25 protein-coding genes are annotated in these 25,365 nt (G+C 71.8%); 3 read left to right on the top strand and 22 right to left on the bottom strand.

From position 1 onward, the window contains the following. Positions 1-43 precede the first annotated feature (43 nt). The 12 genes from nuoK to ACTG9Q_RS03825 form a co-directional block, all read right to left on the bottom strand. Positions 44-343 carry an NADH-quinone oxidoreductase subunit NuoK gene (nuoK, locus tag ACTG9Q_RS03880; RefSeq protein ID WP_455571166.1) on the bottom strand — a complete coding sequence of 100 codons (300 nt, stop codon included), beginning with the start codon at positions 341-343 and terminating at the stop codon, positions 44-46. Further along, the gene (locus ACTG9Q_RS03875; protein WP_455571165.1) at positions 340-1,179 is read right to left on the bottom strand and encodes an NADH-quinone oxidoreductase subunit J; all 840 of its coding nucleotides are present in this window, start codon (positions 1,177-1,179) and stop codon (positions 340-342) included. The genes nuoK and ACTG9Q_RS03875 overlap by 4 nt, the downstream gene beginning before the upstream one ends. After that, the gene (nuoI, locus tag ACTG9Q_RS03870) at positions 1,176-1,697 is read right to left on the bottom strand and encodes an NADH-quinone oxidoreductase subunit NuoI (RefSeq protein ID WP_455571164.1); all 522 of its coding nucleotides are present in this window, start codon (positions 1,695-1,697) and stop codon (positions 1,176-1,178) included. Before nuoI ends, ACTG9Q_RS03875 begins: the two co-directional genes overlap by 4 nt. After that, a complete protein-coding gene (nuoH, locus tag ACTG9Q_RS03865; protein WP_455571163.1) occupies positions 1,694-3,031 on the bottom strand; it encodes an NADH-quinone oxidoreductase subunit NuoH in 1,338 nt (445 codons plus the stop codon). The genes nuoI and nuoH overlap by 4 nt, the downstream gene beginning before the upstream one ends. Continuing rightward, the gene (locus ACTG9Q_RS03860) at positions 3,028-5,499 is read right to left on the bottom strand and encodes an NADH-quinone oxidoreductase subunit G (RefSeq protein WP_455571162.1); all 2,472 of its coding nucleotides are present in this window, start codon (positions 5,497-5,499) and stop codon (positions 3,028-3,030) included. The genes nuoH and ACTG9Q_RS03860 overlap by 4 nt, the downstream gene beginning before the upstream one ends. After that, positions 5,496-6,794 (bottom strand): NADH-quinone oxidoreductase subunit NuoF, encoded by a 1,299-nt coding sequence (gene nuoF / locus ACTG9Q_RS03855; RefSeq protein WP_455571161.1) that lies wholly within the window; start codon positions 6,792-6,794, stop codon positions 5,496-5,498. The genes ACTG9Q_RS03860 and nuoF overlap by 4 nt, the downstream gene beginning before the upstream one ends. Then, a complete protein-coding gene (nuoE, locus tag ACTG9Q_RS03850; protein ID WP_455571317.1) occupies positions 6,791-7,615 on the bottom strand; it encodes an NADH-quinone oxidoreductase subunit NuoE in 825 nt (274 codons plus the stop codon). The genes nuoF and nuoE overlap by 4 nt, the downstream gene beginning before the upstream one ends. Before the next feature lie 44 nt (positions 7,616-7,659). Beyond that, entirely contained in the window at positions 7,660-8,976 is a 1,317-nt protein-coding gene (locus ACTG9Q_RS03845) for an NADH-quinone oxidoreductase subunit D (protein WP_455571160.1), read from the bottom strand. Further along, positions 8,973-9,785: an NADH-quinone oxidoreductase subunit C gene (locus ACTG9Q_RS03840; RefSeq protein ID WP_455571159.1), complete on the bottom strand. Its 813-nt coding sequence runs from the start codon at positions 9,783-9,785 to the stop codon at positions 8,973-8,975. Before ACTG9Q_RS03840 ends, ACTG9Q_RS03845 begins: the two co-directional genes overlap by 4 nt. A gap of 3 nt (positions 9,786-9,788) precedes the next feature. Continuing rightward, a complete protein-coding gene (locus ACTG9Q_RS03835) occupies positions 9,789-10,337 on the bottom strand; it encodes a NuoB/complex I 20 kDa subunit family protein (RefSeq protein WP_455571158.1) in 549 nt (182 codons plus the stop codon). A 19-nt stretch (positions 10,338-10,356) separates the two neighbouring features. Continuing rightward, a complete protein-coding gene (locus ACTG9Q_RS03830) occupies positions 10,357-10,749 on the bottom strand; it encodes an NADH-quinone oxidoreductase subunit A (protein ID WP_455571157.1) in 393 nt (130 codons plus the stop codon). Between the two features lie 243 nt (positions 10,750-10,992). After that, a complete protein-coding gene (locus ACTG9Q_RS03825) occupies positions 10,993-12,291 on the bottom strand; it encodes a geranylgeranyl reductase family protein (RefSeq protein ID WP_455571156.1) in 1,299 nt (432 codons plus the stop codon). 347 nt (positions 12,292-12,638) lie between these two features. On the opposite strand from ACTG9Q_RS03825, the gene ACTG9Q_RS03820 reads away from it, so the two are divergent. Continuing rightward, on the top strand, positions 12,639-13,328 hold the full coding sequence (locus ACTG9Q_RS03820; RefSeq protein WP_455571155.1) for a DUF4328 domain-containing protein: 690 nt from the start codon (positions 12,639-12,641) through the stop codon (positions 13,326-13,328). Between the two features lie 20 nt (positions 13,329-13,348). Here the strand turns inward: ACTG9Q_RS03820 and ACTG9Q_RS03815 are convergent, their stop codons facing one another. Next, entirely contained in the window at positions 13,349-14,545 is a 1,197-nt protein-coding gene (locus tag ACTG9Q_RS03815; RefSeq protein WP_455571154.1) for a peptidoglycan DD-metalloendopeptidase family protein, read from the bottom strand. Between the two features lie 197 nt (positions 14,546-14,742). On the opposite strand from ACTG9Q_RS03815, the gene ACTG9Q_RS03810 reads away from it, so the two are divergent. Beyond that, positions 14,743-15,723 carry a hypothetical protein gene (locus ACTG9Q_RS03810; protein ID WP_455571153.1) on the top strand — a complete coding sequence of 327 codons (981 nt, stop codon included), beginning with the start codon at positions 14,743-14,745 and terminating at the stop codon, positions 15,721-15,723. Here the strand turns inward: ACTG9Q_RS03810 and ACTG9Q_RS03805 are convergent. From ACTG9Q_RS03805 to ACTG9Q_RS03795, 3 genes are read right to left on the bottom strand one after another with little or no spacing between them, the layout of a single operon-like run. Then, complete coding sequence (locus ACTG9Q_RS03805) at positions 15,710-16,399, bottom strand: demethylmenaquinone methyltransferase (protein WP_455571152.1); 690 nt, start codon at positions 16,397-16,399, stop codon at positions 15,710-15,712. The two genes, ACTG9Q_RS03810 and ACTG9Q_RS03805, sit on opposite strands and share 14 nt — an antisense overlap. Before the next feature lie 18 nt (positions 16,400-16,417). Then, positions 16,418-17,527 carry a glycosyltransferase gene (locus ACTG9Q_RS03800; protein WP_455571151.1) on the bottom strand — a complete coding sequence of 370 codons (1,110 nt, stop codon included), beginning with the start codon at positions 17,525-17,527 and terminating at the stop codon, positions 16,418-16,420. A 1-nt stretch (position 17,528) separates the two neighbouring features. Continuing rightward, positions 17,529-18,647: a glycosyltransferase family 4 protein gene (locus ACTG9Q_RS03795; protein WP_455571150.1), complete on the bottom strand. Its 1,119-nt coding sequence runs from the start codon at positions 18,645-18,647 to the stop codon at positions 17,529-17,531. Positions 18,648-18,813: 166 nt separating this feature from the next. Between ACTG9Q_RS03795 and ACTG9Q_RS03790 the strand changes: the two genes are divergently transcribed. Further along, positions 18,814-19,629, top strand: coding sequence for an inositol monophosphatase family protein (locus tag ACTG9Q_RS03790; protein WP_455571149.1), 816 nt, complete (start codon positions 18,814-18,816; stop codon positions 19,627-19,629). 26 nt (positions 19,630-19,655) lie between these two features. Here ACTG9Q_RS03790 and ACTG9Q_RS03785 read toward each other — a convergent pair whose 3' ends face one another. From ACTG9Q_RS03785 to paaA, 6 genes are all read right to left on the bottom strand, one after another. Then, positions 19,656-21,608 (bottom strand): ATP-binding protein, encoded by a 1,953-nt coding sequence (locus tag ACTG9Q_RS03785; RefSeq protein ID WP_455571148.1) that lies wholly within the window; start codon positions 21,606-21,608, stop codon positions 19,656-19,658. 91 nt (positions 21,609-21,699) lie between these two features. Next, entirely contained in the window at positions 21,700-22,758 is a 1,059-nt protein-coding gene (gene paaE / locus ACTG9Q_RS03780) for a 1,2-phenylacetyl-CoA epoxidase subunit PaaE (RefSeq protein WP_455571147.1), read from the bottom strand. A 2-nt stretch (positions 22,759-22,760) separates the two neighbouring features. Beyond that, the gene (paaD, locus tag ACTG9Q_RS03775; RefSeq protein ID WP_455571146.1) at positions 22,761-23,252 is read right to left on the bottom strand and encodes a 1,2-phenylacetyl-CoA epoxidase subunit PaaD; all 492 of its coding nucleotides are present in this window, start codon (positions 23,250-23,252) and stop codon (positions 22,761-22,763) included. Beyond that, complete coding sequence (gene paaC / locus ACTG9Q_RS03770; RefSeq protein ID WP_455571145.1) at positions 23,246-24,139, bottom strand: 1,2-phenylacetyl-CoA epoxidase subunit PaaC; 894 nt, start codon at positions 24,137-24,139, stop codon at positions 23,246-23,248. Before paaC ends, paaD begins: the two co-directional genes overlap by 7 nt. Beyond that, positions 24,136-24,429: a 1,2-phenylacetyl-CoA epoxidase subunit PaaB gene (gene paaB, locus ACTG9Q_RS03765; RefSeq protein ID WP_455571144.1), complete on the bottom strand. Its 294-nt coding sequence runs from the start codon at positions 24,427-24,429 to the stop codon at positions 24,136-24,138. Before paaB ends, paaC begins: the two co-directional genes overlap by 4 nt. After that, positions 24,426-25,352: a 1,2-phenylacetyl-CoA epoxidase subunit PaaA gene (paaA, locus tag ACTG9Q_RS03760; protein WP_455571143.1), complete on the bottom strand. Its 927-nt coding sequence runs from the start codon at positions 25,350-25,352 to the stop codon at positions 24,426-24,428. The genes paaB and paaA overlap by 4 nt, the downstream gene beginning before the upstream one ends. Between the last annotated feature and the right edge of the window lie 13 nt (positions 25,353-25,365).

Below are 25,365 nucleotides of genomic sequence, written 5' to 3'. Positions count from 1 at the left end.
TACCTCAGCAGCGAGGTTGATGCTTCCCGTCACCGAGTTCCCCCTAGTACTTCAGCAGGTTCGCGTCGTCGACCGACGCGGTCCTGCGGGTGCGGAAGATCGACATGATGATCGCGAGGCCGACCACGACCTCGGCGGCGGCCACGACCATCACGAAGAACGCCATCACCTGGCCCGAGAGCGTCCCGTTGATCCGGGCGAAGGTCACCAGCGACAGGTTCACCGCGTTGAGCATCAGCTCGATGCACATGAACACGACGATGGCGTTGCGCCGCACCAGCACGCCCACCGCGCCGATGGTGAACAGCAGCGCCGAGAGCAGCAGGTAGTAGGTGGGGGTCATGATTGCCCGTCCTCCTTGCCAGGAGCCAGTGCCCGGGCGTCCGGCCCGGGGACAGTGCCCGCGACGGCCTTGCGGTCGTCGTCGAGGGTCTCGGCCACCGTGGCGTCGATGAGCCGCGAGAGCGACTCGGGGGCGACCGAGCCGTCGGGCAGCAGCGCCGGGGTGGCCACCGAGTTGGCGGTGGCGAACACGCCGGGGCCGGGCAGCGGCGACGGGCGGTCGTGCTCGCCGCGGAAGCGGGCGAGCATCAGCTCGCGCTGGCTGCGCTTGCCCGCCTTGGCGCGGTCGACGTGGCCGAGGATCATCGCGCCGATGGCCGCGGTGATCAACAGCGCCGAGGTCAGCTCGAACGGGAACAGGTAGTCGGTGAAGATCGCCCTGCCCAGGTTGGCCACGTTGCCGTCGCCGCCGTTGGCCATCTCGCCCGCCAGTCCCAGCGGGGTGACCTCGGTCAGGGACCGGGCCAGCGCGCCGACGACCAGCACCGCGAGGCCGACCCCGAGGACGGTGGCCCACAGCCGCTGCCCGCGCAGGACCTCGACCACCGAGTCCGAGGAGTCGCGCCCGACGAGCATGAGCACGAACAGGAACAGCATCATGATCGCGCCGGTGTAGACGATGATCTGCACGAAGCCGAGGAACGGCGCCTGCTGCACCATGTACAGCACGCCGAGGCTCAGCATCGTCATCACCAGGAACAGCGCCGAGTGCACGGCGTTGCGGGCGAAGATCATGCCCAGACCGCCTGCCAGCGCCAGCGGCCCGAGAATCCAGAAGGCGACGGCCTCGCCGGTGGTGACCTCGCCCGCCTGCTGGGCCAGGATGAGCGCGCTCACTTGGTCTCTCCCTGCGCGAGGGCCGGACCGTTGACGTAGTAGTCCTGTTCGGACTCGCCGAGGCGCATCGGGTGCGGCGGCTGCTCCATGCCCGGCAGCAGCGGCGCGAGCAGCTGCTCCTTGGTGTAGATGAGCCGCTGGCGGTCGTCGTCGGCCAGCTCGAAGTCGGTGATCATGGTCAGCGACCGGGTCGGGCACGCCTCGACGCACAGACCGCAGCCGATGCAGCGCAGGTAGTTGATCTGGTAGTCCGCGCCGTAGCGCTCACCCGGGGAGTAGCGCTCGTCGTCGGTGTTGTCCCCGCCCTCGACGAAGATCGCGTCGGCCGGGCAGGCCCAGGCGCACAGCTCGCAGCCGACGCACTTCTCCAGCCCGTCCGGGTGCCGGTTGAGCTGGTGGCGGCCGTGGTAGCGCGGCGCGGCACCCGGCCAGTCCTCGGGGTACTCCTCGGTCACGACTTTCTTGAACATCGTGCCGAAGGTGACGCCGAACCCCTTGATCGGGTCGAGGAAGCTCACTGTTCGGTCTCCTTCGCCTGTGGCGCCTCGCCTGCGTCGGTCGCGTCGGTCGCGTCGGTGCGGCCGCCCACCGCTGCGGGCTGGCGGCGGCGCCGGGCGCGCACGGCCTTGGGGCTGTTCTTGTCCGGCACCTGCAGGTCGAGCGGTGGGACCGGGTAGCCGCCGCCGGTCAGCTCGATCGGCTTGGGGCCGTCGGCCTGGGCGCGCTCGGGCAGCAGGAAGCTCAGGCCGATGAGCAGCACGAGCAGGATGCCGCCCGCGACCAGGATCGTGGTCGCGGAGATGTCGGCCTCGTTGCGGAAGGCCCGCAGCGCGGTGACGCCGACGATCCAGACCAGGTTGGCGGGCACCAGGATCTTCCAGCCCAGCCGCATGAACTGGTCGTAGCGCAGGCGCGGGAGCGTGCCGCGCAGCCAGATGAAGACGAACAGCAGCGCGAACATCTTGCCGAAGAACCACAGCACCGGCCACCAGCCGGTGTTGAACATGTTGTCGTTGACCGCCGAGAGCGGCCACGGGGCCATGTACCCGCCGAGGAACAGCGTGGTGCACATCGCCGAGACGACGACCATGTTGACGTACTCGGCGAGGAAGAACAGCGCGAACTTCATCGAGCTGTACTCGGTGTGGAAGCCGCCGACGAGCTCGGACTCGGCCTCGGGCAGGTCGAACGGGGCCCGGTTGGTCTCCCCGACCATCGAGACGAAGAAGATCAGGAAGCTGGGCACGAGCGTGACGGCGAACCAGATCCCCGTCTGCGCGTCGACGATGTCGCCGGTGGACAGCGACCCCGCGTGCAGGATCACCGCGACCAGCGACAGCCCGAGCGCGATCTCGTAGGAAATGACCTGCGCTGCCGAGCGCAGCCCGCCCAGCAGCGGGTACGGCGAGCCGGAGGCCCAGCCCGCGAGCACGATGCCGTAGACGCCCATCGACGAGCAGGCCAGCACCACCAGCACGCCGACCGGCAGGTCGACCAGCTGCAGCACGGTGCGCTCGCCGAAGATGCTCACCTCGGGTCCGAAGGGGATCACCGAGAAGGCGAGGAACGCCGGGATGGCGGACATGATCGGCGCCAGGAAGTAGACCTTCCTGTCGGCGGTGTCCGGGATGATCTGCTCCTTGAAGGGGAGCTTGATCGCGTCGGCGATCGACTGGAACCAGCCGCCGGGGCCGACCCGGTTGGGGCCGGGGCGGTGCTGCATCCTGGCGACGACCTTGCGCTCCCAGATGATCATGAACATGGTCATCAGGGCGCCCAGCAGCAGCAGGACGACGCACTTGATCAGGATGAGCCAGAGCGGGTCGTCGGCGAGCAGTTGAGCCCTGGTCATGCGTTCCCTCCAGCGTCGGTGCCGGTCGCGCCGCGCACCTCGACGACATCGCCGTGCCCGGCGCCCAGCGCCGCGCGCACGGCCGACCCCGGGGAGTTGGCAGGCAGCCAGACCACGCCGTCGGGCAGGTCGTCGACCCGCACCGGCACGTCGACGCCGCCGCGCGCGGTGGACACCCGGGCGGTGCCCGCCACGCTCACGCCGAGGGCGGTCGCCGTCGCCAGCGACATCCGGGCGAACACCGGGCGGGCGGTGCCCGCCAGGTGCGGCTCGTTGTCCTGCAGCGAGCCGTTGTCCAGCAGCATCCGCCAGGTGGCCAGCACGGCCTGCCCCGCGCCCGCGATCGGCGCCGCGGCGGCCACCGCGGGCGCGTCCACGCCGCGCGCGACGGCGTTGGCCCCGGTGAGCTTGGCCAGGTCGGCCGCGGCGGCGTCCGGGGTCTGGGTGAACAGGTCGGCGTCCATCTCCACCGCGAGGGTGTCGAGCACCCGGCAGTCCGGCAGGACGCCGGTGCTCTCCAGGGTGTTGCCGAACGGGCGGCGGCGGCCCTCCCAGTTGAGGTAGCTGCCGGACTTCTCCACCGCGGCGGCCACCGGCAGCACCACGTCGGCGCGCTCGGTGACCGCGCTGTGCCGCAGCTCGAGGCTGACCACGAAACCGGCGCCCGCCAGCGCGTCGAGCGCCAGCGCCGGGTCGGCCAGGTCATCGGGGTCCACACCGCCGACCACGAGCCCGCCGAGCTGCCCGGCCGCCGCGGCGGCCAGGATCGCGTCGGTGTCGCGCCCGGGGGTCGAGGGCAGCGCGCCCTCGGCCAGGCCCCACACCCGCTCGACGGCCGCGCGGGCCCCGGCGTCGGCCACCGGGCGACCGCCCGGCAGCAGGGTCGGCGCCGCGCCCGCGTCGAGCGCGCCGCGCTCGCCCGCGCGCCGCGGAATCCACGCGACCCTCGCCGTGGTGGACTCCGCCAGCCGCAGCACCGCGCTGAACAGGCCGGGGACCGAGGCGGCGCGCTCGCCGACCAGGATCACCGCACCCGGGGTGCTCAGCGCCTCGATGACGTCTTGGGCGTGGGTGCTCAGCCCGTCGAGCGCCTCCGGCTCGGCGCCGGGGACGCAGGCCAGCAGCGTGGCCATCGTCTTGGTGACGCTGGGGCTGCTCCACTGCCCGAGGTGGAAGACCCTGGTGCGCTTCGTGCGGGCGGCCTTGCGCAGCCGCAGGAAGACGACCGGGGCCTCCTCCTCTGCCTCGAAGGCCACGCACAGCACGGCGGGGGCGTTCTCGATCCCGGCGAAGGTGACCCCGTCGGCCGGGCTCGTGTTGACCACGGTCGAGGCCAGGAAGTCCAGCTCCTCGGCCGAGTGCGGCCGGGCCCGGAAGTCGACGTCGTTGGTGCCCAGCGCGATGCGCGCGAACTTGGCGTAGGCGTAGGCGTCCTCGACGGTCAGCCGACCGCCGGCCAGCACGCCCACGCCCCTGTCCCGCGCGGCCAGCAGGCCCTCGGCCGCCACCCGCATCGCCTCGGTCCAGCTGGTCTCGACCAGCTGCCCGGTCTTGGCGTCGCGCACCATCGGCCGGGTGATCCGGTCAGCGGCGGTGGTGTAGCGGAAGGCGAAGCGGCCCTTGTCGCAGATCCACTCCTCGTTGACCTCGGGGTCGTCGCCCGCCAGCTTGCGCATGACCTTGCCGCGGCGCCAGTCGGTGCGCTCGGCGCAGCCGGAGGAGCAGTGCTCGCACACGCTCGGGGTGGACACCAGGTCGAAGGGCCGCGACCGGAACCGGTACGCGGCGCTGGTCAGCGCGCCCACCGGGCAGATCTGGATGGTGTTGCCGGAGAAGTAGGACTGGAACGGCTTCTCCTCGGCGATGCCGATCTGCTGCTGCGCGCCGCGCTCCAGCAGCTCGATGAACGGGTCACCGGCGATCTGGGCGGAGAAGCGGGTGCAGCGCTGGCAGAGCACGCAGCGCTCGCGGTCGAGCAGCACCTGGGTGCTGATCGGCAGCGGCTTGGCGAAGGTCCGCTTGGTCTCGACGAAGCGGGACTCGGCGCGGCCGTTGGACATCGCCTGGTTCTGCAGCGGGCACTCGCCGCCCTTGTCGCAGACCGGGCAGTCCAGCGGGTGGTTGATCAGCAGCAGCTCCATGACGCCCCGCTGGGCCTTGTCGGCCACCGGGGAGGTCTCCTGCGTGCGCACGACCATGCCGTCGGCGACGGTGATCGTGCAGGAGGCCTGCGGCTTGGGCATCGGCCGCCCGCCCATCTCGACCTCGACCAGGCACTGGCGGCAGGCGCCCGCGGGCTCCAGCAGCGGGTGGTCGCAGAAGCGCGGGATCATGATGCCCAGGCGCTCCGCGGTCCGGATGACCAGCTCGCCCTTGGGCGCGTCGACCTCGACGCCGTCAATGGTCATCCGCACGTGTCCCTCGGGGACCGGCTTCTCGGTGGTGGGGTTCTCCGGGGCGATCGTCATCGGTGCGCTCCAGCGAGTGCGGGCGTGCGGTTCCGGTCGCACAGGGCCAGGAACTCGTGGCGGAAGTACTTGATGCCGCTGGTGATCGGGCTGACCGCGCCGTCGCCGAGCGCGCAGAACGAGCGGCCGAGGATGTTGTCGCAGATGTCGAGCATCGTCTCGATGTCGGCCTCGGTGCCCTGCCCGGCGACCATCCGCTCCAGGATGCCGGTCAGCCAGTAGGTGCCCTCGCGGCACGGGGTGCACTTGCCGCAGGACTCGTGCTCGTAGAACTGCGTCCACTTCATGACCGCCCACGGCACCGACACGGTCTCGTTGAAGACCATGACCGCGGTGGTGCCCAGCATCGAGCCCGCCTCGGCGGCGCCCTCGAAGTCCAGCGGCACGTCGAGGTGCTCGGCGGTGAACAGCGGGGTGGACGAGCCGCCCGGCGTCCAGAACTTCAGCGGGACGCCGTCCTTCATGCCGCCCGCCAGCTCCAGCAGCTCGCGCAGCGTGGTGCCCAGCGGCGCCTCGAACTGGCCGGGGTTGGTGACGTGGCCGGAGACGGAGTAGATCTTGGGGCCGGGGGACTTCTCGGTGCCCATCGTGCGGAACCAGTCGCTGCCGCCGTTGACGATGAACGGCACGCTGGCGATGGTCTCGACGTTGTTGACCGTGGTCGGCGCCGCGTAGAGACCGGCGGCGGCCGGGAAGGGCGGCTTGAGCCGGGGCTGGCCGCGGCGGCCCTCCAAGGAGTCCAGCAGCGCGGTCTCCTCCCCGCAGATGTAGGCCCCCGCGCCCGCGTGCACGACGATGTCGAGGTCGTAGCCCGAGCCGAGGATGTCCTTGCCCAGGTAGCCCGCGTCGTAGGCCTCGCGCACGGCGGCGTTGAGGCGGCGGATGCAGTGCAGGGCCTCGCCGCGCACGTAGATGAAGCAGTGGTGCGCGCGCATGGCGTAGGAGGCGATGACACAGCCCTCGATGAGCGAGTGCGGGTCGGCCATCATCAGCGGGATGTCCTTGCACGTGCCCGGCTCGCCCTCATCGGCGTTGATCACCAGGTAGTGCGGCTTGTCCTCGTTGGGCGGCATGAACGACCACTTGACGCCCGCGGGGAACCCGGCGCCGCCGCGCCCGCGCAGGCCGGAGGCCTTGACCAGCTCGACGAGCTGCTCGGGCGTGCCCGCCAGCGCCTTGCGGATGGCGGTGTAGCCCTCCAGCTGCTCGTAGGTCTTGATCGACCACGAGGTCGGCGAGAGCCAGCGCTTGGTCAGCACCGGGGTGACCGGCGCGGGCTTGTTCGGGGTGCTCATTTCTTCTGTACCTCCGGCAGCGGAGCGTCCGGCATCGCCGGGGCGGTCCAGCCCCGGTCGTTGGCCAGCTTCGCCCCGCGCAGCGTCTCGACCGCGGCCGACGGGCCGTCGACGCCCTCGCGGTAGGCGGCGGCGTCCTCGGGGAAGAACCCCGCCAGCTCCAGCTCCGCGGTGCGGAAGTCGCGCAGCGGGGCGCCGCGGGTGGGCGCCGGGCGCTCGCCGTCGCGCAGCGCGTCGACCAGGGCGACCGCGGACTCGGGGGTCTGGTTGTCGAAGAACTCGTAGTTGACCTGGATGACCGGGCCCAGGTCGCAGGCCGCCAGGCACTCGGCGTGCTCAAGGGTGATCGAGCCGGGCGTGCCGGGCTCGCCCGCGGTCTCGTTGTGCCCCAGGGGCTTCTGCTCAGAACCCAGGTGCTGACCGAGCTTCTTGTAGATGTCGTCGCCGCCCAGCACCGCGCACAGGGTGTTGGTGCAGACGCTGACCAGGTGCTCGCCGCAGGTCTTGCGCTTGTACATCGTGTAGAACGTGGCGACCGCGCTGACCTCAGCGGCGGTCAGGTCGAGCTGCTGGGCGCAGAAGTGGATGCCCGCCTGGCTGACCCGGCCCTCCACCGACTGCACCAGGTGCAGCATCGGCAGCAGCGCCGAGCGCGACTGCGGGTAGCGGGCCACGATGGCCTGCGCGCGCGCGACGGTCTCCGCGCCGAAGACGCTCAGGTCCGGGGTGGACTCCACGGTCAGGTGCGCGGCCGGGACCGGGCTGATGGCAGCCACGTCCACGTCCGGCACCGTCTCCTGGTGGGTCGGGCCGCCGCCCACACCGGAGCTTCCGTAGGTCGCCCCGGTGCTCAGGGGTTCGTTGCTCACCGGTCACAGCCCCCCATCACGGGATCGATCGAGGCGATGGCCGCGATCACGTCGGCGATCATGCCGCCCTCGGACATCGCGGGCATCGCCTGCAGGTTCACGAAGCTGGGCTCGCGGACGTGCACGCGCGCCGGGCGGGTGCCGCCGTCGGAGACCAGGTGGTAGCCCAGCTCGCCGCGCGGGGACTCCACCGGCACGTACACCTGGCCCGCGGGCACCTTGAAGCCCTCGGTGACCAGCTTGAAGTGGTGGATCAGCGACTCCATCGACTGGCCCATGATCTTGCGGACGTGCTCGAGGGAGTTGCCGAGGCCGTCGGCGCCCAGGGTCAGCTTGGCGGGCCAGGCGACCTTGGCGTCGGCGACCATGACCGGGCCGGGCTCCAGCCTGCGCAGCGTCTGCTCGATGATCCGCAGCGACTGGTGCATCTCCTCCAGCCGCAGCAGGTAGCGGGCGAACGCGTCGGCGTCGGTGGAGGTCGGGACCTCGAAGTCGTAGGTCTCGTAGCCCAGGTACGGCTCGACCTTGCGCAGGTCCCAGGCCAGACCGGCCGAGCGCAGGACCGGGCCGGTGACGCCCAGCGCCAGGCAGGCATCGATGGGCAGGTAGCCGACGTCCTTGAGGCGGTTGCGCCAGATCGGCTGGCCGGTCAGCAGCTTGTCGTAGTCCGGCAGCCGCTTGCGCATCACCTTGATGAAGTCGGTGACCTTCTCGTGGTAGTCGTCAGGAAGGTCCTGGGCCAGGCCGCCGGGGCGGATGAACGCGTGGTTCATGCGCAGGCCGGTCAGGTGCTCCAGCAGGTGCAGCGCTTCCTCGCGCTCGCGGAACCCGGAGGTCATCGCGGTCAGCGAGCCCAGCTCCATGCCGCCGGTGGCCAGCGCGACCAGGTGCGAGGAGATGCGGTTGATCTCCATCAGCATCACGCGGATGACCTGGGCGCGCGGCGGGGCCTCGATGCCGAGCAGCTTCTCCACGGCCAGGCAGTAGGCGGCCTCGTTGTGCAGCGGGGCCAGGTAGTCCATGCGCGTCACGAAGGTGACGCCCTGGGTCCAGGTCCGGTACTCGCAGTTCTTCTCGATGCCGGTGTGCAGGTAGCCGATGACGCTGCGGGCCTGGGTGACGGTCTCGCCCTCCAGCTCCAGCACCAGGCGCAGCACGCCGTGCGTCGACGGGTGCTGCGGGCCCATGTTGACGATGATGCGCTCGTCGTGCTGGGCGTCGTCCAGCACCTCGTCCCAGTCGCCGCCGGTGACGTTGTAGATCTTGCCCTCGGTGGTGCGGCGCTCGTCGGCGTAGGCGTCGTTGGTGGTCACGAGTACGACCTCCGCTGGTCGGGCGGAGGAATCTCCGCGCCCTTGTACTCCACGGGAATCCCGCCCAGCGGGTAGTCCTTGCGCTGCGGGTGGCCGTCCCAGTCGTCCGGCATGAGGATGCGGGTCAGGGCCGGGTGCCCGTCGTAGACGATGCCGAACATGTCCCACGCCTCCCGCTCCTGCCAGTCGGCGGTCGGGTAGACCCCGACGACGGAGGGGACGTGCGGGTCGTCGATGTCGACGGCGACTTCCAGGCGGATGCGGCGGCGGTAGGTCATCGAGGTCAGGTGGTAGACCGAGTGCAGGCGCTGGGCGATGGCCGCGCCGTAGTCCACACCGGACACCGAGCTGCACAGCTCGAAGCGCAGGGCGGGCTCCTCGCGCAGGGCCCAGCACAGGGCGAGCAGGTGCTCGCGGGCCACGTAGAGGGTGATCTCGCCGCGGTCCACGGTGACCTGCTGGATGGCCTCGGCCGGGATCTCCCGCTCGGCCATCGCGGTGCGCAGGTCGTCGGCGAACTCGTCGAACCAGCCGCCGTAGGGGCGCACGGAGGGGGCCGGGCTGTAGGCGGGCAGTTGCAGGCCGCCGAAGCCGGAGGTGTCCCCGGAGCCGGAGACCTGGAACATGCCCTTGCGGGTGCGCCCGGCGACGACCGGCTCGGCGACGACCGGCTCGCGGTGCTCGGCCGGGCGGGCGAGGTCGGTGTCGGGCTCGATGCCGACGTCCGGGCGGGCCGCGCTGGAGTTCTCGCCGCCGGTGGTCTTGCCGGGGGTGGCGGCCGCTGGGGTGGTGGGGTTCTCGTCAGCCATGGGTCACTTCTTCGCGAATTTCACCGACGACGCGATCAGCTCGGTGCGCTCGCCGCGCTCGAGCCGGGCCGCGGCGCGGGTGGCGTTGATCGGCTCGTCGCCGATCTTGGCGTGCAGCTTGAGGATCGCGTCGAGCAGCATCTCGGGCCGGGGCGGGCAGCCGGGCAGGTACATGTCGACCGGGACGATGTGGTCGACGCCCTGCACCACGGCGTAGTTGTTGAACATGCCGCCGCTGGAGGCGCACACGCCCATGGCCAGCACCCAGCGCGGCTCGGCCATCTGGTCGTAGATCTGGCGCAGCACCGGGGCCATCTTGTTGGTCACCCGCCCGGCCACGATCATCAGGTCGGCCTGCCGCGGCGAGGCGCGGAAGGCCTCCATGCCGAAGCGGGCGATGTCGTAGCGCGGGCCGCCGGTGGTCATCATCTCGATGGCGCAGCAGGCCAGCCCGAACGTGGCGGGCCACAGTGAGTTCTTGCGGCCCCAGTTGACCAGCTTTTCCAGGCTGGCCAACAGGATGCCGTTGGGGAGCTTCTCCTCGATACCCATGACGTCGCCTCCTCCCTCTCTAGTTCCAGTCCAGCCCGCCGCGCCGCCACACGTAGGCGTAGGCGAAGCCGACGGTGGCGATGAACAGGAAGATCTCGACCAGGCCGAACAGGCCGAGGGCGTCGGCGGACACCGCGAAGGGGTAGAGGAACACCATCTCGATGTCGAACAGGATGAACAGCATCGCGGTGAGGTAGTAGGCGACCGGGACGCGCCCGCCGCCGACCACCGGCTGCGGCGACGGCTCGATGCCGCACTCGTATGCCTCGAACTTGGCCCGGTTGTACCGGCGCGGGCCCAGCAGGGGCCCCAGCAGCGCGGAGAAGACGGCGAAGGCCGCCGCCAGCGCGAACATGATCACCAAGGGTAGGTAGACGGCCAAGTCGGTCGTCACGTCCTGGGCAAGCTGCACCTCGCGTCCTTTCCCCGGCGTCCTCCGGCCGAACCCTAGGGTCCGCGGCCGCGCCAATGGTCATTAGGCGGGCCTAACCGAACGGGTGTGTTTGTGAAAACGTTCACAAGCTCGTCCGAACTCGTGTGAACGCCTTCACAGCACGGCGGCCAGTCTAGGACGTGGCTCACAGCCGGAAACGCGGCCCCCTCACCAACGGGAGACGGGCCCTCACCTGCGCTAACACAGTGCTTGCGACTGCAATCAGACGCTGGGGGCCATTTTGGTCGCCGCGGTGATGATCCGGTCGAAGGCGTCGCCGTCGCGCTGGTCGTAGAGGCCCGCGAGCAGCTTGAGGACCAGCTTCATCAGGGTCTTGCGCGGCAGGCCGTACTTGGTGGCCGTGCGCATGACGGCCGGGTTGCCGATCAGCTTGGAGAAGATGTTGCCCAGGCGGTAGTAGCTGCCGAGGGCGTCCTTCATCGCGGCCGGGTAGCCCTCCAGGGCGCGCTCGCGCGCGGGGCCCTCGGCGCGGGCCATCGCCTGCACGACCGCCTCCGCGGCGATGCGGGCGGACTCCATGGCGTAGCCGATGCCCTCGCCGTTGAACGGGTTGACCATGCCGCCCGCGTCGCCGACGAGCAGCAGGCCCGGGGTGTAGTGCGGGGTGCGGTTGAAGCCCATCGGGAGGGCGGCGCCGCCGACCTTGCCGACCGCGTTGTGCTCGCGCATGCCCCACTCCTCCGGCGTGCCGTCGAGCCAGGAGCGCATGAGCTTGCGGTAGTCGGTGGTGCCGAACGCCTTGGAGGTGGAGAGGATGCCGAGCCCGGCGTTGACGGTGCCGTCGCCCATGCCGAAGATCCAGCCGTAGCCGGGCAGCAGGACGGGGTTGTCGGGGTCGGAGCGGTCCCACAGCTCCAGGTGCGACTCCAGGTAGTCGTCCTTGCTGCGGGGGCTTTCGTAGTACCGGCGCACGGCCACGCCCATGGGCCGCTTGTCGATCTTCTCCAGCCCGACCGACAGCGCCAGGCGGGCGGAGACGCCGTCGCAGGCGAGGATCAGCGGGGCGCGGTAGGTGACGGGGACCTTGTCCGGGCCCGCCTTGGCGCTGACGCCGACGACGCGGCCGGACTTGTCGTCGGTGATCGCGCCGGTGACGGTGGTGTTCTCCAGCAGCCGGGCGCCCGCGCGGCTGGCGGTGCGGGCCAGCATCTCGTCGAAGTCCTGGCGCGGGCGCACGACGCCGTACGGGGGGAACGAGGCGAGGTCGGGCCAGTCGAGTTCCATCGTGACGCCGCCGCCGACGACGCGCAGGCCGCGGTTGTGCAGCCAGCCCGCCTGCTCGCGGGTGTCGACGCCGAGGTCGATGAGCTGCTTGACCCCGCGCGGGGTGAGGCCGTCACCGCAGACCTTCTCCCGGGGGAAGGCGGACTTCTCCAGCAGGAGCACGTCCAGCCCGGCCCGCGCGAGGTAGGTCGCGGCCGTCGAGCCCGCCGGCCCGGCCCCGACCACGATGACCTCGGCATCCTCGCCCGCCCGGCGACGGCTGATCGACGTGCTCAATGGCCCTCCTCGACTTGCCTGGACCCTGTCGAGTCTAGAGGTGGCCGGAGAGTGGGCACCGGTGACGCGATTCGCAGGGCGGGCGGCGGGCGCCTCGGCGCTGATCACGCGGGCCGCGGCGGGTGCCGCGATTGTACAGTCCACTTCGGACTTCTGAATTCCGCCAAAGCCTTGGGGAGCGCCGATTCGGCCGAGTTCTTCGGGTCGGCCGCCGCTGGGGAGCGGACCCGCGCTTCCCGTGCCGCTCGCGCTCGGACGGCTCCGGGCGGGTCTGTGTCACTGGACACACGCGTGAGGGGGTGAAACGGGGTTTGGGGTCGGGGCGACCTTGGAAGGGGGAGGTCGCCGTGACCGATGTTCCGACGCCGCCGATGGGGGTCCTCGCGCCGCGGCAGGAGGTCGTGGCGCCGAACCGGGGCGCGCGCTTCCTGGCGTCGGTGCTGATCCTGGCCACGACCGCCGTCGCGGGGCTGGTGGTGTGGCAGTCGTGGCGGTCCTACCACCTGGTGCGCGACGTGCTCTCCGCGCTGCCGACGGTGACCGCGGGGCAGGTCGAGGCGGCCGAGGGGCGGGCGGTGGTGCTGTCGTGGGCGTGGCTGGCCGGGCTGGCGCTGTCCTGGGTGGCGTTCGCGGCGTGGCTGTGGCGGGCCAGGGTCAACGCGGCGCGGATCGGTGGTGGGCGACACCGGCTGCGAATTCGGTGGGCGGTGCTGGGGTGGGTGGTGCCGGTGGTGAACCTCTGGTGGCCGCAGATGGTGGTGGCCGACGTGTACCGGGCGAGCAGGCCGGGGGCGGACCCCACGCGGTCGCGGCCGAGTGCCCTGGTGACGGTGTGGTGGAGCACCTTCCTCGCCGCGCACGCGGTGGACCTCGTCAGCGTGTTCCTCCTGGCCGAGGAGCAGACCGAGCGGGCGTTCCTCCGGATCGTGGTGGCCAACGCGGTCAGCGCCGGGCTGGTCGCCGTGTCGGCGGTCGCCGCGGTCGTGCTGATGTGGCGGATCGACCGGTGGCAGCGCGGACGGCCCGCGATCCGGTAGGACCGCGGGCCGCCCGGCGGTCAGCAGGCCGGGGCCACGGGGGTGTCGGAGCCGGTGTTGACGAAGCCGTCGCTGATCCAGTTGTCGGTGGTCAGCTTGTTCCACAAGTCGGTCGTCCCCCACACGCCCTGGACGCTGCCGCCCCTGGCCGTGCAGACGATGGAGACCGTCGCGCCGTCGGCGACCGTGCCCACGGCGCTGTGGTTCAGGCCGGGGCCTGAGCGGAGGTTGACGCTGCTGTTCGAGCCCGCGTCCACGGTGCCGGTCGGGTACTGCGACGGGGTGCCAGGGCCATAGTTGGTCACCCGGCCGTTGCCCGGGTACACGCGGGTGCCGTTGCGCTCGGCGTACCCGGCGTAGGCCGCTGAGCCCTCGTAGAAGGTCCAGCCGCCGATCTTCATGCCGTGCACGCTGATCGGGGTGGTGCCGCGCAGCAGGGACAGGTGCACGTGCGCGCCGCTGCTGGACCCGCCGCAGGGCAGCTCGTTGCCGATGCGGCCCAGGTAGGTGCCTGCGCTGACCCGGCTGCCGTCGGCGAGCGTCGTCAGGCTCAGCATGTGGTAGTAGGTGGTGCTGTAACCGTTGTCGTGCACCACCTTCACCAGGGCGCTGCGGCTGCTGACGCAGCTCTTGTAGACCCGCCCGGGTCCGGCGGAGAGCACCCGGCCGTCGCCGCCGTTGAAGTCGATGGAGTTGAACGGCCTGCTGCTGCCGCTGTGGCCGTGCGGCCCGCCGCCCATGTACCAGGCGACGCCGACCGCCCAGGGCAGGCCGAGGCCGGTGTCGGTGGCCGCGGCGGTCATCGCGGCCCGGTGGTTGCTCGCGAAGGTCTGCTTCTCGCCGTCGCTGAGGACGGCGCGGGGCGCGTCGGCGGCGAGCGTGGCGAAGCCCGCCGAGCCGTCCAGCTCGACCCGCCACGCGCCGCGCTCGCGGTGGGCGATGAACAGGGCCGTCTTCGGCGACTGGTGCTCGTCGGCCGCCGACAGCGGGATGGTCGTGCTGCCGAAGACCCAGCCGCCCGCGGTGCGGGTCGGCTCGACAAGCGGGTCGCGGAGCGGGGCGGCGGAGGCGGCGGCGCTGTGCTCGGCGAGCATCGCGGCGCGGACCGAGGCGTGCAGGTCGCCCGCGCCCGCCGCGGTGGCCGTGGGGACGGGGACGACGGTGGCGCAGCCGAGCGCCGCGGCGGCGAGGACGGCCTTGAGGACTGATCGGGACATGTGCCCTCCAGAACGGGTGTGCAGGGTGGGCGGCGGTTTCGGGGAACCGCCGCTCCACAGATGACATCCGCGCGGTTCGCGGTGGTCAAGACCACTGCCCGCCGGGCGGGCGACTGTGTGAAGCAGAACGGCAATACTGTGAAGCGCCTGCCACGTCATCGGGCTTCACCGGCCACGCGCCACGCTCCTACTCTGTGATGTCCACAGTCGATCCGGGAGCCGCCATCGCCAGCACCGGGCCGGGCCACGAGGTCGAGGCGCTGCTGCGCACCGGCCCGTTCCACGACGCGCTGCGGGCGGCCGTCGACCGCAGCGGGCTCACCCTCGACCGGCTGCGCGAACGCCTCGCCCGGCGCGGCATCCACGTCAGCCAGGCCAGTCTGAGCTACTGGCGCCAAGGCCGCAGCCGCCCGGAGCGCCCCGAGTCACTGCGCGCGGTCACCGCCATCGAGGCGATCCTCGGGCTGCCGAGGCATTCCCTTGAGGCGCTGCTCGGCCCGCCCCGCCCGCGCGGGCGGTGGGTGGGCTCCACGACGGCGAGCAGGCGCTACGGCGGCCTGCTCGAACCGGCGCGGGCCCTGGCCGAGACGGTGGAGGCCCTGGTCGGCGCCTCCGACGGCAAGCTGCGGCCCTGCCACCTCGACGACTCCGCCGTCCTGGACCGCGCGGGCGCGCTGCGCCAGATCCGCTCGCGCCAGGTCGTGCGCGCGGTCGCCGACGCCCCCGACCGCCACGTCGCCGTCTACTGCGGCGAGCCGGGCAACGACCCCGCCGCGCTGGACGTGGTCGCGGTGGAGAACTGCCGCGTCGGCCGGGTCCGCAGGCACGCGAGCGCGCCGGTGATCGCCGCCGAGCTGCTGTTCGACCGCGCGCTGCGCGCCGGGCAGACCCACCTGTTCGAGTACCGGGTGGCCATCGCGGGCGGCGTGCCCTCCACCGTCTACCGGCGCGCGTTCCGCTACCCCGCCGACACCTACGTGCTCGGCGTGCGCTTCCACGCCCGGCGCCTGCCGGTGCGCTGCGAGGGCTTCGTGCAGCAGGGCGAGGACCCGGAGCAGGCGACCGACGAGGAGCTGCCGCTGTCCCCCGGCCACGTCGCGCACCTGGTGATGCCCCAGGTGGAGCCGGGCGTGCTCGGCATCGAGTGGGAGTGGGGCCAGGTCTCTAGGCGGGCTTGACGGCCCGGTGCAGGGCGACCACGCCGAAGGTCAGGTTCAGCCACTCGACGTCCACCCAGCCCGCGTCGGAGACGCGCTCGGCGATGGCGCGCTGGTCGGGCCAGTCGCGCATGGACTCGGCCAGGTACCGGTACGCCTCCGGGTTGGACGAGAACGGGCGGGTGATCAGGGGCAGGCCACGCAGGACGGTGTTGCGGTAGAGCCACCGGAGCGGCCGCACGGGGGGCTGGGAGACCTCGCAGACGACGAGCCTGCCGCCGGGGCGGGTCACCCTGGCCATCTCGCGCAGCGCGGCGACGGTGTCGTCCATGTTGCGCAGGCCGAAGGAGACGGTCACCGCGTCGAACGCCCCGTCGGCGAAGGGCAGGTGGAAGGCGTCGGCGGCGACCCTCGGCACCGGGCGGTGGGCGCCGTGGCGCAGCATCTCCAGGGAGAAGTCCGCGGCCACGCACCAGGCGCCGGAGCGGGCGTACTCCACGGTGGACACCGCGGTCCCCGCGGCCAGGTCGAGGACCTTCTCCCCGGGGCCCGCGTCGAGGGCGCGGCGGGTCAGCTCGCGCCAGCGGCGGTCGAAGCCCAAGGTCATGACCGAGTTGGTGCGGTCGTAGCCCTTCGCGACGCCGTCGAACATCGTCGCGATGTCGGCGCGGTTCTTGTCCAGCCCGGCACGGCCCATGCGCCGAACTTTACGACCTCACCCGAGCCGCAGTGCGCCCAGCATCCCGCGCACCGAGCTCGGCCAGCCGAACTGCTCGGCACGGGCCCTGGCCGCCGCCCTGCGGTCGCGCTCGGGCACGTCGAGCAGGCCGGTGACGGCCTCGGCGAAGGCGGGGGCGCGGTCGGCGACGGCGGCCCCGCAGTCCGGGCGCACCAGCTCCCCCAGCGCCGAGGACCGCGAGACGACCACCGGCGTGCCGGAGGCCAGCGCCTCCAGGGCGGCCAGGCCGAACGTCTCGTGTGGACCGGGGGCGAGGCTGACGTCGGCGGTGGCCAGCAGCCCGGCGACGGCGGCGCGGTCGGCGAGGAAGCCCAGGAACGTCACCGGCAGCCCGGCCGCGCGCCGCTCCAGCGCGGCCCTGCGCGGGCCGTCGCCCGCCACCACCAGGCGGACGTTCGCCCCCGCCTCGCGCAGGGCGGCGAGGGTGTCGACGCTGCGCTCGACGTGCTTCTCCGGGGACAGCCGCCCGCAGTGCACCAGCAGCGCGTCGGCGCCGTGGGCCAGGTCGGCGCGCAGGGCGCCGTCGTGCCGGGTCGGGGTGAAGGTGGCCAGGTCCACGCCCAGGGGCACCTGGGCGAGGTTGGTGGCGCCGATGCGGTCGAACTCGGCGCGGGCGAACCCGGTCGTGCAGACCACCGTGTCGTAGGCGGCGGCCATGCGCCGGTTCGCGGCGTCCGCGGCGAGGCGGGCCAGCGGGGCGGGCAGCAGGAACTGCTCCAGCAGCCGGTCGAGCCGCTCGTGGGAGATGACCACGGCGGGCACGCCGCGCTCGCGCGCCCAGCGGCCCATGCCGCGCAGGGTCAGCCGGTCGGAGACCTCCAGGCGGTCGGGCCTGAGCCCGGCCAGCAGCGCCCGCACCCGCAGCGGGTCGACGGCGCGGTAGCCCCCGGTGCCCGGGATGCCGGGCGCGGGCAGCGTGATCCGCCGGACGCCGGTGGCCAGCCGCTCGTCACGGCGGCGCGGGCCGGGGACGACGAGCACGACCTCGTGCCCCGCGGCGGCGTAGCCCGCGCCGAGGTGGTGCAGCGCGGTGCGCAGGCCGCCGGAGCGCGGGCCGTAGAAGTTGGCGAGCTGGACGATGCGCATGTCAGGCCGCCTTCGGCGCTCTCCCCACGGTGACCTCGCCGTAGTGGCCCATCAGCTCGTCGCAGACCGCGCTCCAGGTGCGCGTGCGCACGCGGGCGCGGGCCGCGGCGCCCATCCGCCTGCGCAGCAGCGCGTCGGCGAGGCGGCCGACGGCGGCGGGCAGCTCGGCGTCGAAGGCCGCCGGGTCGAGCAGGAAGCCGGTGCGGCCGTGCTCGACGAGGTCGCGGGGCCCGCCCGCGTCCGGGGCGATCACCGGCAGCCCGGAGGCCATCGCCTCCTGCACCGCCTGGCAGAACGTCTCGTGGGGTCCGGTGTGGACGAACACGTCCAGGCTGGCGTACGCCCTGGCCAGCTCCGCGCCCTCGCGGAAGCCCAGGAACGCCGCGCGCGGCAGGGCTTTGCGCAGCGGGCCGGTGTCGGGGCCGTCGCCGATGACGACCACCCGGACGCCGGGCCGGTCGTTGAGCGCGGCCAGCCTGCCGACCTGCTTCTCCGGGGCGAGCCTGCCCACGTAGCCCACCAGCAGCTCGCCGTTGGGGGCGAGTTCGGCCCGCAGCCCCCGGTCGGCGTGGTCGGGGTGGAAGCGGCGCACGTCGACGCCCCGCGCCCAGCGGTGCACCCGGGGGACGCCGTGGGCGGTGAGGTCGGCGACCGAGGCGGTGGACGGGGCCAGGGTCCGGTCGGCGCCGCTGTGCAGCCGCCTGATCCACCGCCAGGCGGCGCGGGAGCCGCGGCTGAGCCCGTACGCGGCGGCGAACCCGGCCACGTCGGTCTGGTAGACCGCCACCGTCGGCACCCCGAGCCGCCGCGCGGCGCGCAGCCCGGCGGCGCCGAGCACGAACGGCGAGGCCAGGTGGACCACGTCGGGGGCGAACCCGGCGAGGTCGGCGTGGATTCGGGGGCTGGGCAGCCCGATGGGCAGGGAGCTGATGACCGGCAGGTCGACGGCCTTGACCCGGTGCACCCGCGCGTGCAGGTACGACTCGGGCCCGGTGGTGCCCGGAGCGATGACCATGGCCTGGTGACCCCGCGCGTGCAGGTGCTCCAGCACCCGCAGCACGGAGTTGGTCACGCCGTTCACCTGCGGCAGGAAGCTCTCGGTGACGATGGCGACGCGCACCCCGGGAACGTCCCACCCCGTCGCACCCCTGCGGTGGGCGACCGCGTGGCCGCGCGGCGAACGCCTCCGGAACACCCGGAGCGGCGGGTGTTCTTGGCCAGACGATCCGCCGCCCGTCACCTTCCGGTCGGGTGGTGGACACCGGGGGTGGTCAATCTAGGCAGGCATGACCCTCTTGTCCTCCCGCCCGGTCGAACCGGGCCTGCTCTCCCGAGCCCTGGAAGTGGCGGGCAGGCTGGCGAATGACGCCACCGACGTCATCACCGCCACCGCGGGCCGCGGCGCCCGCCCCGGCGCGCAGGACAACCCGTTCGACTGGGTCACCGACACCGACCGCACGCTGGAGCGCCACACCCGGCGGGTGCTGACCGCGGAGTTCCCCGGAATCCCGGTCATCGGCGAGGAGTTCGGCGGCGAGGCCGGGGACGCGGAGTTCCACTGGGTCGTCGACCCGGTGGACGGCACGGCCAACTACGTGGCCGGACTCCCCTGGTGCGCCTACAGCCTGGCTCTGGTGGACGCCGTCGGACCGGTCGTGGGCGTGGTCGCCGACCCGTACCGGGGCCAGATCTACGCCGCCGCCCGCGGCCGCGGCACCCGGGCCAACGGCCAGCGCGTCGCCCTGGCGGACCGCTCGGGACTCGCCGGGGCGATCGTGTGCACGGAGCTGGCGTCGTCGGGGGCGTGGCCGGGGATGGGCGGCTTCATCGAGCAGGCCGCGTCCTGCCACGCCGGGGTGCGGGTGCTGGGCTCGGCGGCGCTGACGATCGCCCAGGTGGCCTTGGGCCACGCCGCCGCCGCGGTCCTGCACAGCTACCACGAGTGGGACGTCGCGGGCGCCCTGGCCCTGGCCCTGGAATCCGGCGCGGTGGTGCTGGACCGCCGGGGAACGGAAGCGACCCTGCCCCCCGACGGCCTCCTGGTCGCCGCCCCCGGCGTCGCCGACACCGTCCTGGGGTGGTGGCGTGGAGCCGGTGTCTAAGCCGTGTTTCAGATGTGGGGCACGGCCTAGACGTCGCCCGGCTCCGAGGAGGCTTCGGCCAGGATCGGCGGCAGGTACTTCGCGTGCGTGTCCCTCAGGTACTGGACTCCGTCGTCATGCCTGGCTGTGAAGTCCAACGCGCTCTGAACGAACTTGAGGCGATGCCGAGCCGCGGCGATGACCTCAGCCCACCGGAACACGAAAATCTTGTACTTGGCTGTGCGCTGGATGCAGCCTCGGGGCAGTCCGACCTGCCTGGTGCGGTCTTCCACCAGCTCGTCCAGGTCGTTGCCGACCAGCCAGAAATCCCACGTGACGTCTGGGCGGTTGAACCGTTCATCCCTGGTCACCGCGGTGGCGTACTTCGCGATCTGGCTCAGTTCGGTCTCCCCCAGGATGACGTTGGGACGTTTCAGTTCGACCACGAGGTTCTCGACACGACTATCGGCATGCTGGGCCTGCCGCGACATCACCAGATCCGGGATGGGTGTCGTCCCGTCATGGCGAAGCACTGGTCCGCTGTCGGCGAGGTCTATGTCTTCGCCGAGGAACGCGAGGTATTTCCGAAGAACCTTGGACAGCGGCTCGTCATCGCCCATCAGGGCGTACTCTTCACCAAAGATCCACGTTTCGTTGACCAGCACTCGGTGAAGCTGCCTGCGCTCGAGTGTGCTCCGCCGCGGCGCGTCGTCGAACAGCATCGTGTCGAGGCCACTCAAGAAGCGCAGGCGATCACTGACGATCTTCGCTGTGGAGATCACCGATGAGAGCGTGGTCCGGTCGAGCAGACCACTGAGTTCGGCAAGTTTCTCCGCAGGCAGGTCGAGCACTCCACGGAGAACGTGGTGCAGATTCCCGGGATTGGTCTCGAGAGCCTCTTTGAGAAGACGCAGGGACAGCTTGCGCGAGGCGGTGTCGCCACCGTTCACGGTGCTCGCCGCCGCGTAGGCCACCAACTCGAAGGCCTGCCGCTCGGCGCTTTCGATGGGAGTGGTCGGCAGTGCGGTGTAGGGATAGGTCCCCTCGGCTATCCACTCCTCGATCACCGCCCGCCGTCGGCGTCGCAGCCGCTCCTTGAAGTGTTGCTTCAGCCTCTCCCTGGCCGCTTCGGCGACACTTGCGTAGGGCTCCCCGCCCAGCTCGCCAAGGAGGTGGTCGTGACCGGAGAAGCCGTCCCACTTCACATAAGCGGTGAAATCGAAAGAGGGCGCTTGGATTCCGACCTTAGTTTCCCCGACCGCCATGCCATCGGCGGTGCAGAAATACAGAGCACGGTCGACCGACCTCTTCCACTCGATGATCAGCAGGGTCGGCGAGGCATCCAGTCCCTTGACCTTCAGCTGATATTCGGTCCGCTCCTTCTGCAGCGCCTCCGGATCGAGTCGGGCATCCCGGAACGTGATCGATACTTTTCGGTACTGCTCCAGGTAGATCGCGAACTCAGCGGCCAGACTGTCCGCGAGGGACTGCCGGTCCAGGTACTTCGCTGCGGAGTCCCTGACCAGGTCGACCCTGACGACTGTCCCGGTGGGCCGGTCCACCGCGACCGGGTCGGAGAACGTGAACTCATCCAGCTTTGCCTGCCTGCCCGCGATCCGGACAAGGTGGGTGGCGCCCTCGGTGTCACGGGCAACGCTCGCCCACTCGATTTGGTCTCCCAAGGCGAACGCAGCGAGTCGACCTTGGCCGTGCATCCCGTGCAGCTTGCGCTGATCCCCCCGACTGAGGCGGGCTTCCCGTTTCCATGAGCCGCCCAGTGCGCCGAACGCCTGGGGTACGTCTTCCGACAAGATGCCGTGGCCGTCATCCGTGACCAGCAGATCGGTCACCGCGCCCAGGGGACTGGTCACAGCCTCCACGACAACCGTCGTCGCATCGGCGTCGAGGGCGTTCCAGATCAGCTCAGCAAGGCCGCGCTTGGGTCCCGCCACCAACTGTTTGAGGTGGGTTTCATCCACCTGCACCCTGAGCCGAGCCACGTAACTTCTCCTTCAGCCGCAGGCATCGACTGCGGACGGTACCGCGTTTCAGGGGAAGCCACGTGCGGCGCAAAAGGAATCACACGATGGATCAGGTGTCGAAGTCGACTGTCACCGTGTCGGTGGTGGGTAGGGACTGGCAGGTCAGGACGAAGCCCGCGTCGAGTTCGTGCTGTTCGAGGGCGTAGTTGCGGCGCATGGTGACCTTGCCGGTGACCACCTTTGCCCGGCAGGTGCCGCACACGCCGCCCTTGCAGGCGAAGGGCAGGTCGGCGCGGACTCGTTGGGCGGCGTCCAGGATGGGTTCGTCGTAGGGCAGGGACATGGTGGTCTCGCGGCCGTCGAGCAGGATGGTCACCTCGGCGGTGGGGCCGTCGACCAGGCGCTCGTCGGCGCGCTTGGGGTCTGGTGGGGGTTCGTCCACGTAGAACAGTTCGCGGTGGATGGCGGACGGGGCAACGCCGCGGGTGGTGAGGACCTCGGTGGCGTCGGTGACCAGGCCGTAGGGGCCGCACAGCCACCAGTGGTCGACGTCCTCCGACGGGACGACCCGCTCCAGCAGGGCGCTCAGCCGGGCGGCGTCGAGCCTGCCGGAGAACAGCTCCACCTCGCCGGGCTCGCGGGACAGGACGTGGACCAGCTGCAGGCGGTCCGGGTAGCGGTCCTTGAGGTCGGACAGCTCCTCGGCGAACATCACCGTGTCCGAGCGGCGGTTCCCGTACAGGACGGTGGCGCGGTTGCCGGGGACGGCCAGCACCGTGGCCGCGATCGACAGGACCGGGGTGATCCCCGAGCCCGCCGCGATGAACGCGTGGTGGCCCGTCTCGGCCAGGTCGGGGCTGAAGCCGCCCGTCGGGGGCATGACCTCCAGCACCTCGCCCGCCCGCAGCGAGTCGACCAGCCGCGCGGAGAACAGCCCGCCCTCCACCCGGCGCACGCCGATGCGCGGAGCGGCGCCGGCTGGGGCGCAGATCGAGTACGACCGCCGCTCCTCGCGCCCCTCGACGACCTGGCGCAGCGTCAGGTACTGCCCCGCACGGAAGTCGAACTCCTCGCGCAGGTCGGCGGGCACGTCGAAGGTCACCGCGACGGCGTCGCCGCAGAGCCGGTCGACCGACGCGACCGGCAGCTCGTGGAAGGTGCGGCGCACTCTCAGATCTCCTTGACGTGCTCGAACGGCTCCCGGCAGTCCCCGCACACCCGCAGGGCCTTGCACGCGGTCGACCCGAACCGCGACAGCTCGCTCGTCCGGGCGGAGCCGCACCTCGGGCAGTCCACACGCGACACCGGCGGGGTCAGGTTCAGCGGCACGGGGCCCACCGCGCGCGGGCCGAGGCGCCGGGGCGGGGCGATGCCGTGCTCGGCGAGCTTGCGCAGCCCGGCCTCGCTGATCCAGTCCGTGGTCCACGCGGGCGCCAGCACCGTCCGCACCTCGACGGCGGCGTAGCCCGCCTTGTGCAGCGCGCGGGTCAGGTCGACGCGCATCTCGTCCAGGGCGGGGCAGCCGGAGTACGTCGGGGTGATCGTCACGACCACCCGGTCGCCGTCCTCGGACACCTCGCGCAGCACGCCCAGCTCGTCCAGGGTCAGCACCGGCAGCTCCGGGTCCAGCACCGCCGCGGCGACCTCCCGCGCGCTCACCACACCGCTCCCGGCAGCGACCGGTGCACGTGCTGCATCTCCGCCAGCAGGTACCCCATCGCCTCGGTGTGGACGCCGTCGCGGCCCGCGCGGCCCGCCACGGTGGCCAGCGGGGCCTGCTCGGGGCGGTCGAGGGACGCGGCGGCGAACACGGTGCCCAGCACGGCGTCGACCTCGGCGCGCAGCTCGGCGGGCTCGACCGCGAGACCGGCCGCGGCCAGCCGGGTCTCCACCGGGTGCGCGGTGAACAGCTCCTCGACGTAGGGCCAGACCTGGGCCAAGCCGTCGATCATGCGCGCGCGGGAGAACTCCGTGCCGCCCGCGAGCCGCAGCGTCCACTGGGCGGCGTGGTCGCGGTGGTAGGCGACCTCCTTGACGCCCTTGGCCGCCACCGCCGAGAGCACCGGGTCGCTCGACCCGACGAGGCGCTCCAGCAGGGCCAGCCGGTAGGTGGAGAACACCAGCAGCCGGGCGATCGTGGCCGCGAAGTCCCCGCCGGGGCCCGGCCCGCAGTCGATCTCGACCAGGCGGACGTTGCGGAACTGGTGCTCGTCGCGGGTGAAGGCCAGGGTGTCCTCGTCGCAGGCCACGCCGTCGGCCTCGGCGGCGCGGGTGAGCAGCAGGCGGGCCTGGCCGAGCAGGTCGAGGGCGATGTTGGCCAGCGCCACGTCCTCCTCCAGCTCCGGGGCGCGCGAGCACCACTCGGACAGCCGGTGGGACAGGACCAGCGCGTCGTCGCCGAGCATCAGGCAGTACGCGGCGAGGTCATCGAGGTCGACGTCGGCGGGCAGCGCGCGGTCCACACCGGACAGCGCGGCGGTGAAGCCGGTGCCGAAGGCCCAGTGCCGCTCCTCGCCCGCGTCGAGCAGGCCGTCGTAGGCGTTGTTCACAGGTGCGGGACGTCTTCCGGGATGGCGTAGAAGGTGGGGTGGCGGTACACCTTGTCGCCCGCCGGGTCGAAGAACGGGTCCTTCTCGTCCGGGCTGGACGCGGCGATCGCGGCGGCGGGCACGACCCAGATGCTCACGCCCTCGTTGCGCCGGGTGTAGAGGTCGCGGGCGTTGCGCAGGGCCATCTCGTCGTCGGGGGCGTGCAGCGAGCCGACGTGGACGTGGTTGAGGCCGCGCTTGCCGCGCACGAACACCTCGTAGAGGGGCCAGGAGGACCGGGGGCTGCTCACGCTGCGCCTTCCTTCGCTTTGGCCGCGTACGCCGCGGCTGCCTCCCGCACCCACGCGCCGTCGTCGTGCGCGGCGCGGCGGTGCGCGATCCGCTGGGCGTTGCAGGGGCCGTTGCCGTTGACGACCTGCCAGAACTCCGTCCAGTCGATCTCGCCGAAGTCGTGGTGGCCGCGCTCGGCGTTCCACGTCAGGTCCGGGTCGGGCAGGGTGACGCCCAGCTTCTGCGCCTGCGGGACGCTCATGTCGACGAACTTCTGGCGCAGCTCGTCGTTGGTGTGGCGCTTGATCCGCCACTTCATCGACTGCTCGGTGTTGGTCGACTCGGTGTCCGACGGGCCGAACATCATCAGCGACGGCCACCACCAGCGGTCCACCGAGCGCTGCACCATCTCCCGCTGGGCAGCCGTGCCGCGCATCATCGTCAGCAGCAGCTCGTAGCCCTGCCGCTGGTGGAAGGACTCCTCCTTGCAGACCCGGATCATGGCGCGCGCGTAGGGGCCGTAGGAGGTGCGGCACAGCGGCACCTGGTTGACGATCGCGGCGCCGTCGACCAGCCAGCCGATGACGCCGACGTCGGCGAAGGTCAGCGTCGGGTAGTTGAAGATCGAGGAGTACTTCTGGCGGCCCTCGATGAGCTTGGTGGTCAGGTCCTCGCGGTCGGCGCCGAGGGTCTCGGCGGCGGCGTAGAGGTAGAGCCCGTGACCGGCCTCGTCCTGCACCTTGGCCAGCAGGATCGCCTTGCGCCGCAGCGACGGCGCGCGGGAGATCCAGTTGCCCTCCGGCTGCATCCCGATGATCTCCGAGTGCGCGTGCTGGGCGATCTGGCGGATCAGCGTCTTGCGGTACCCGTCGGGCATCCAGTCCCGCGGCTCGACCCGGTGGTCAGCGGCGACGACACGCTCGAACTCGCGCTCCAACTCCACACCCGCGATGTTA

The organism is Actinokineospora lacus (assembly GCF_053813445.1).
Note: the sequence above shows the minus strand (reverse complement) of the source record. Positions and strands in the feature narration are given on the sequence as shown.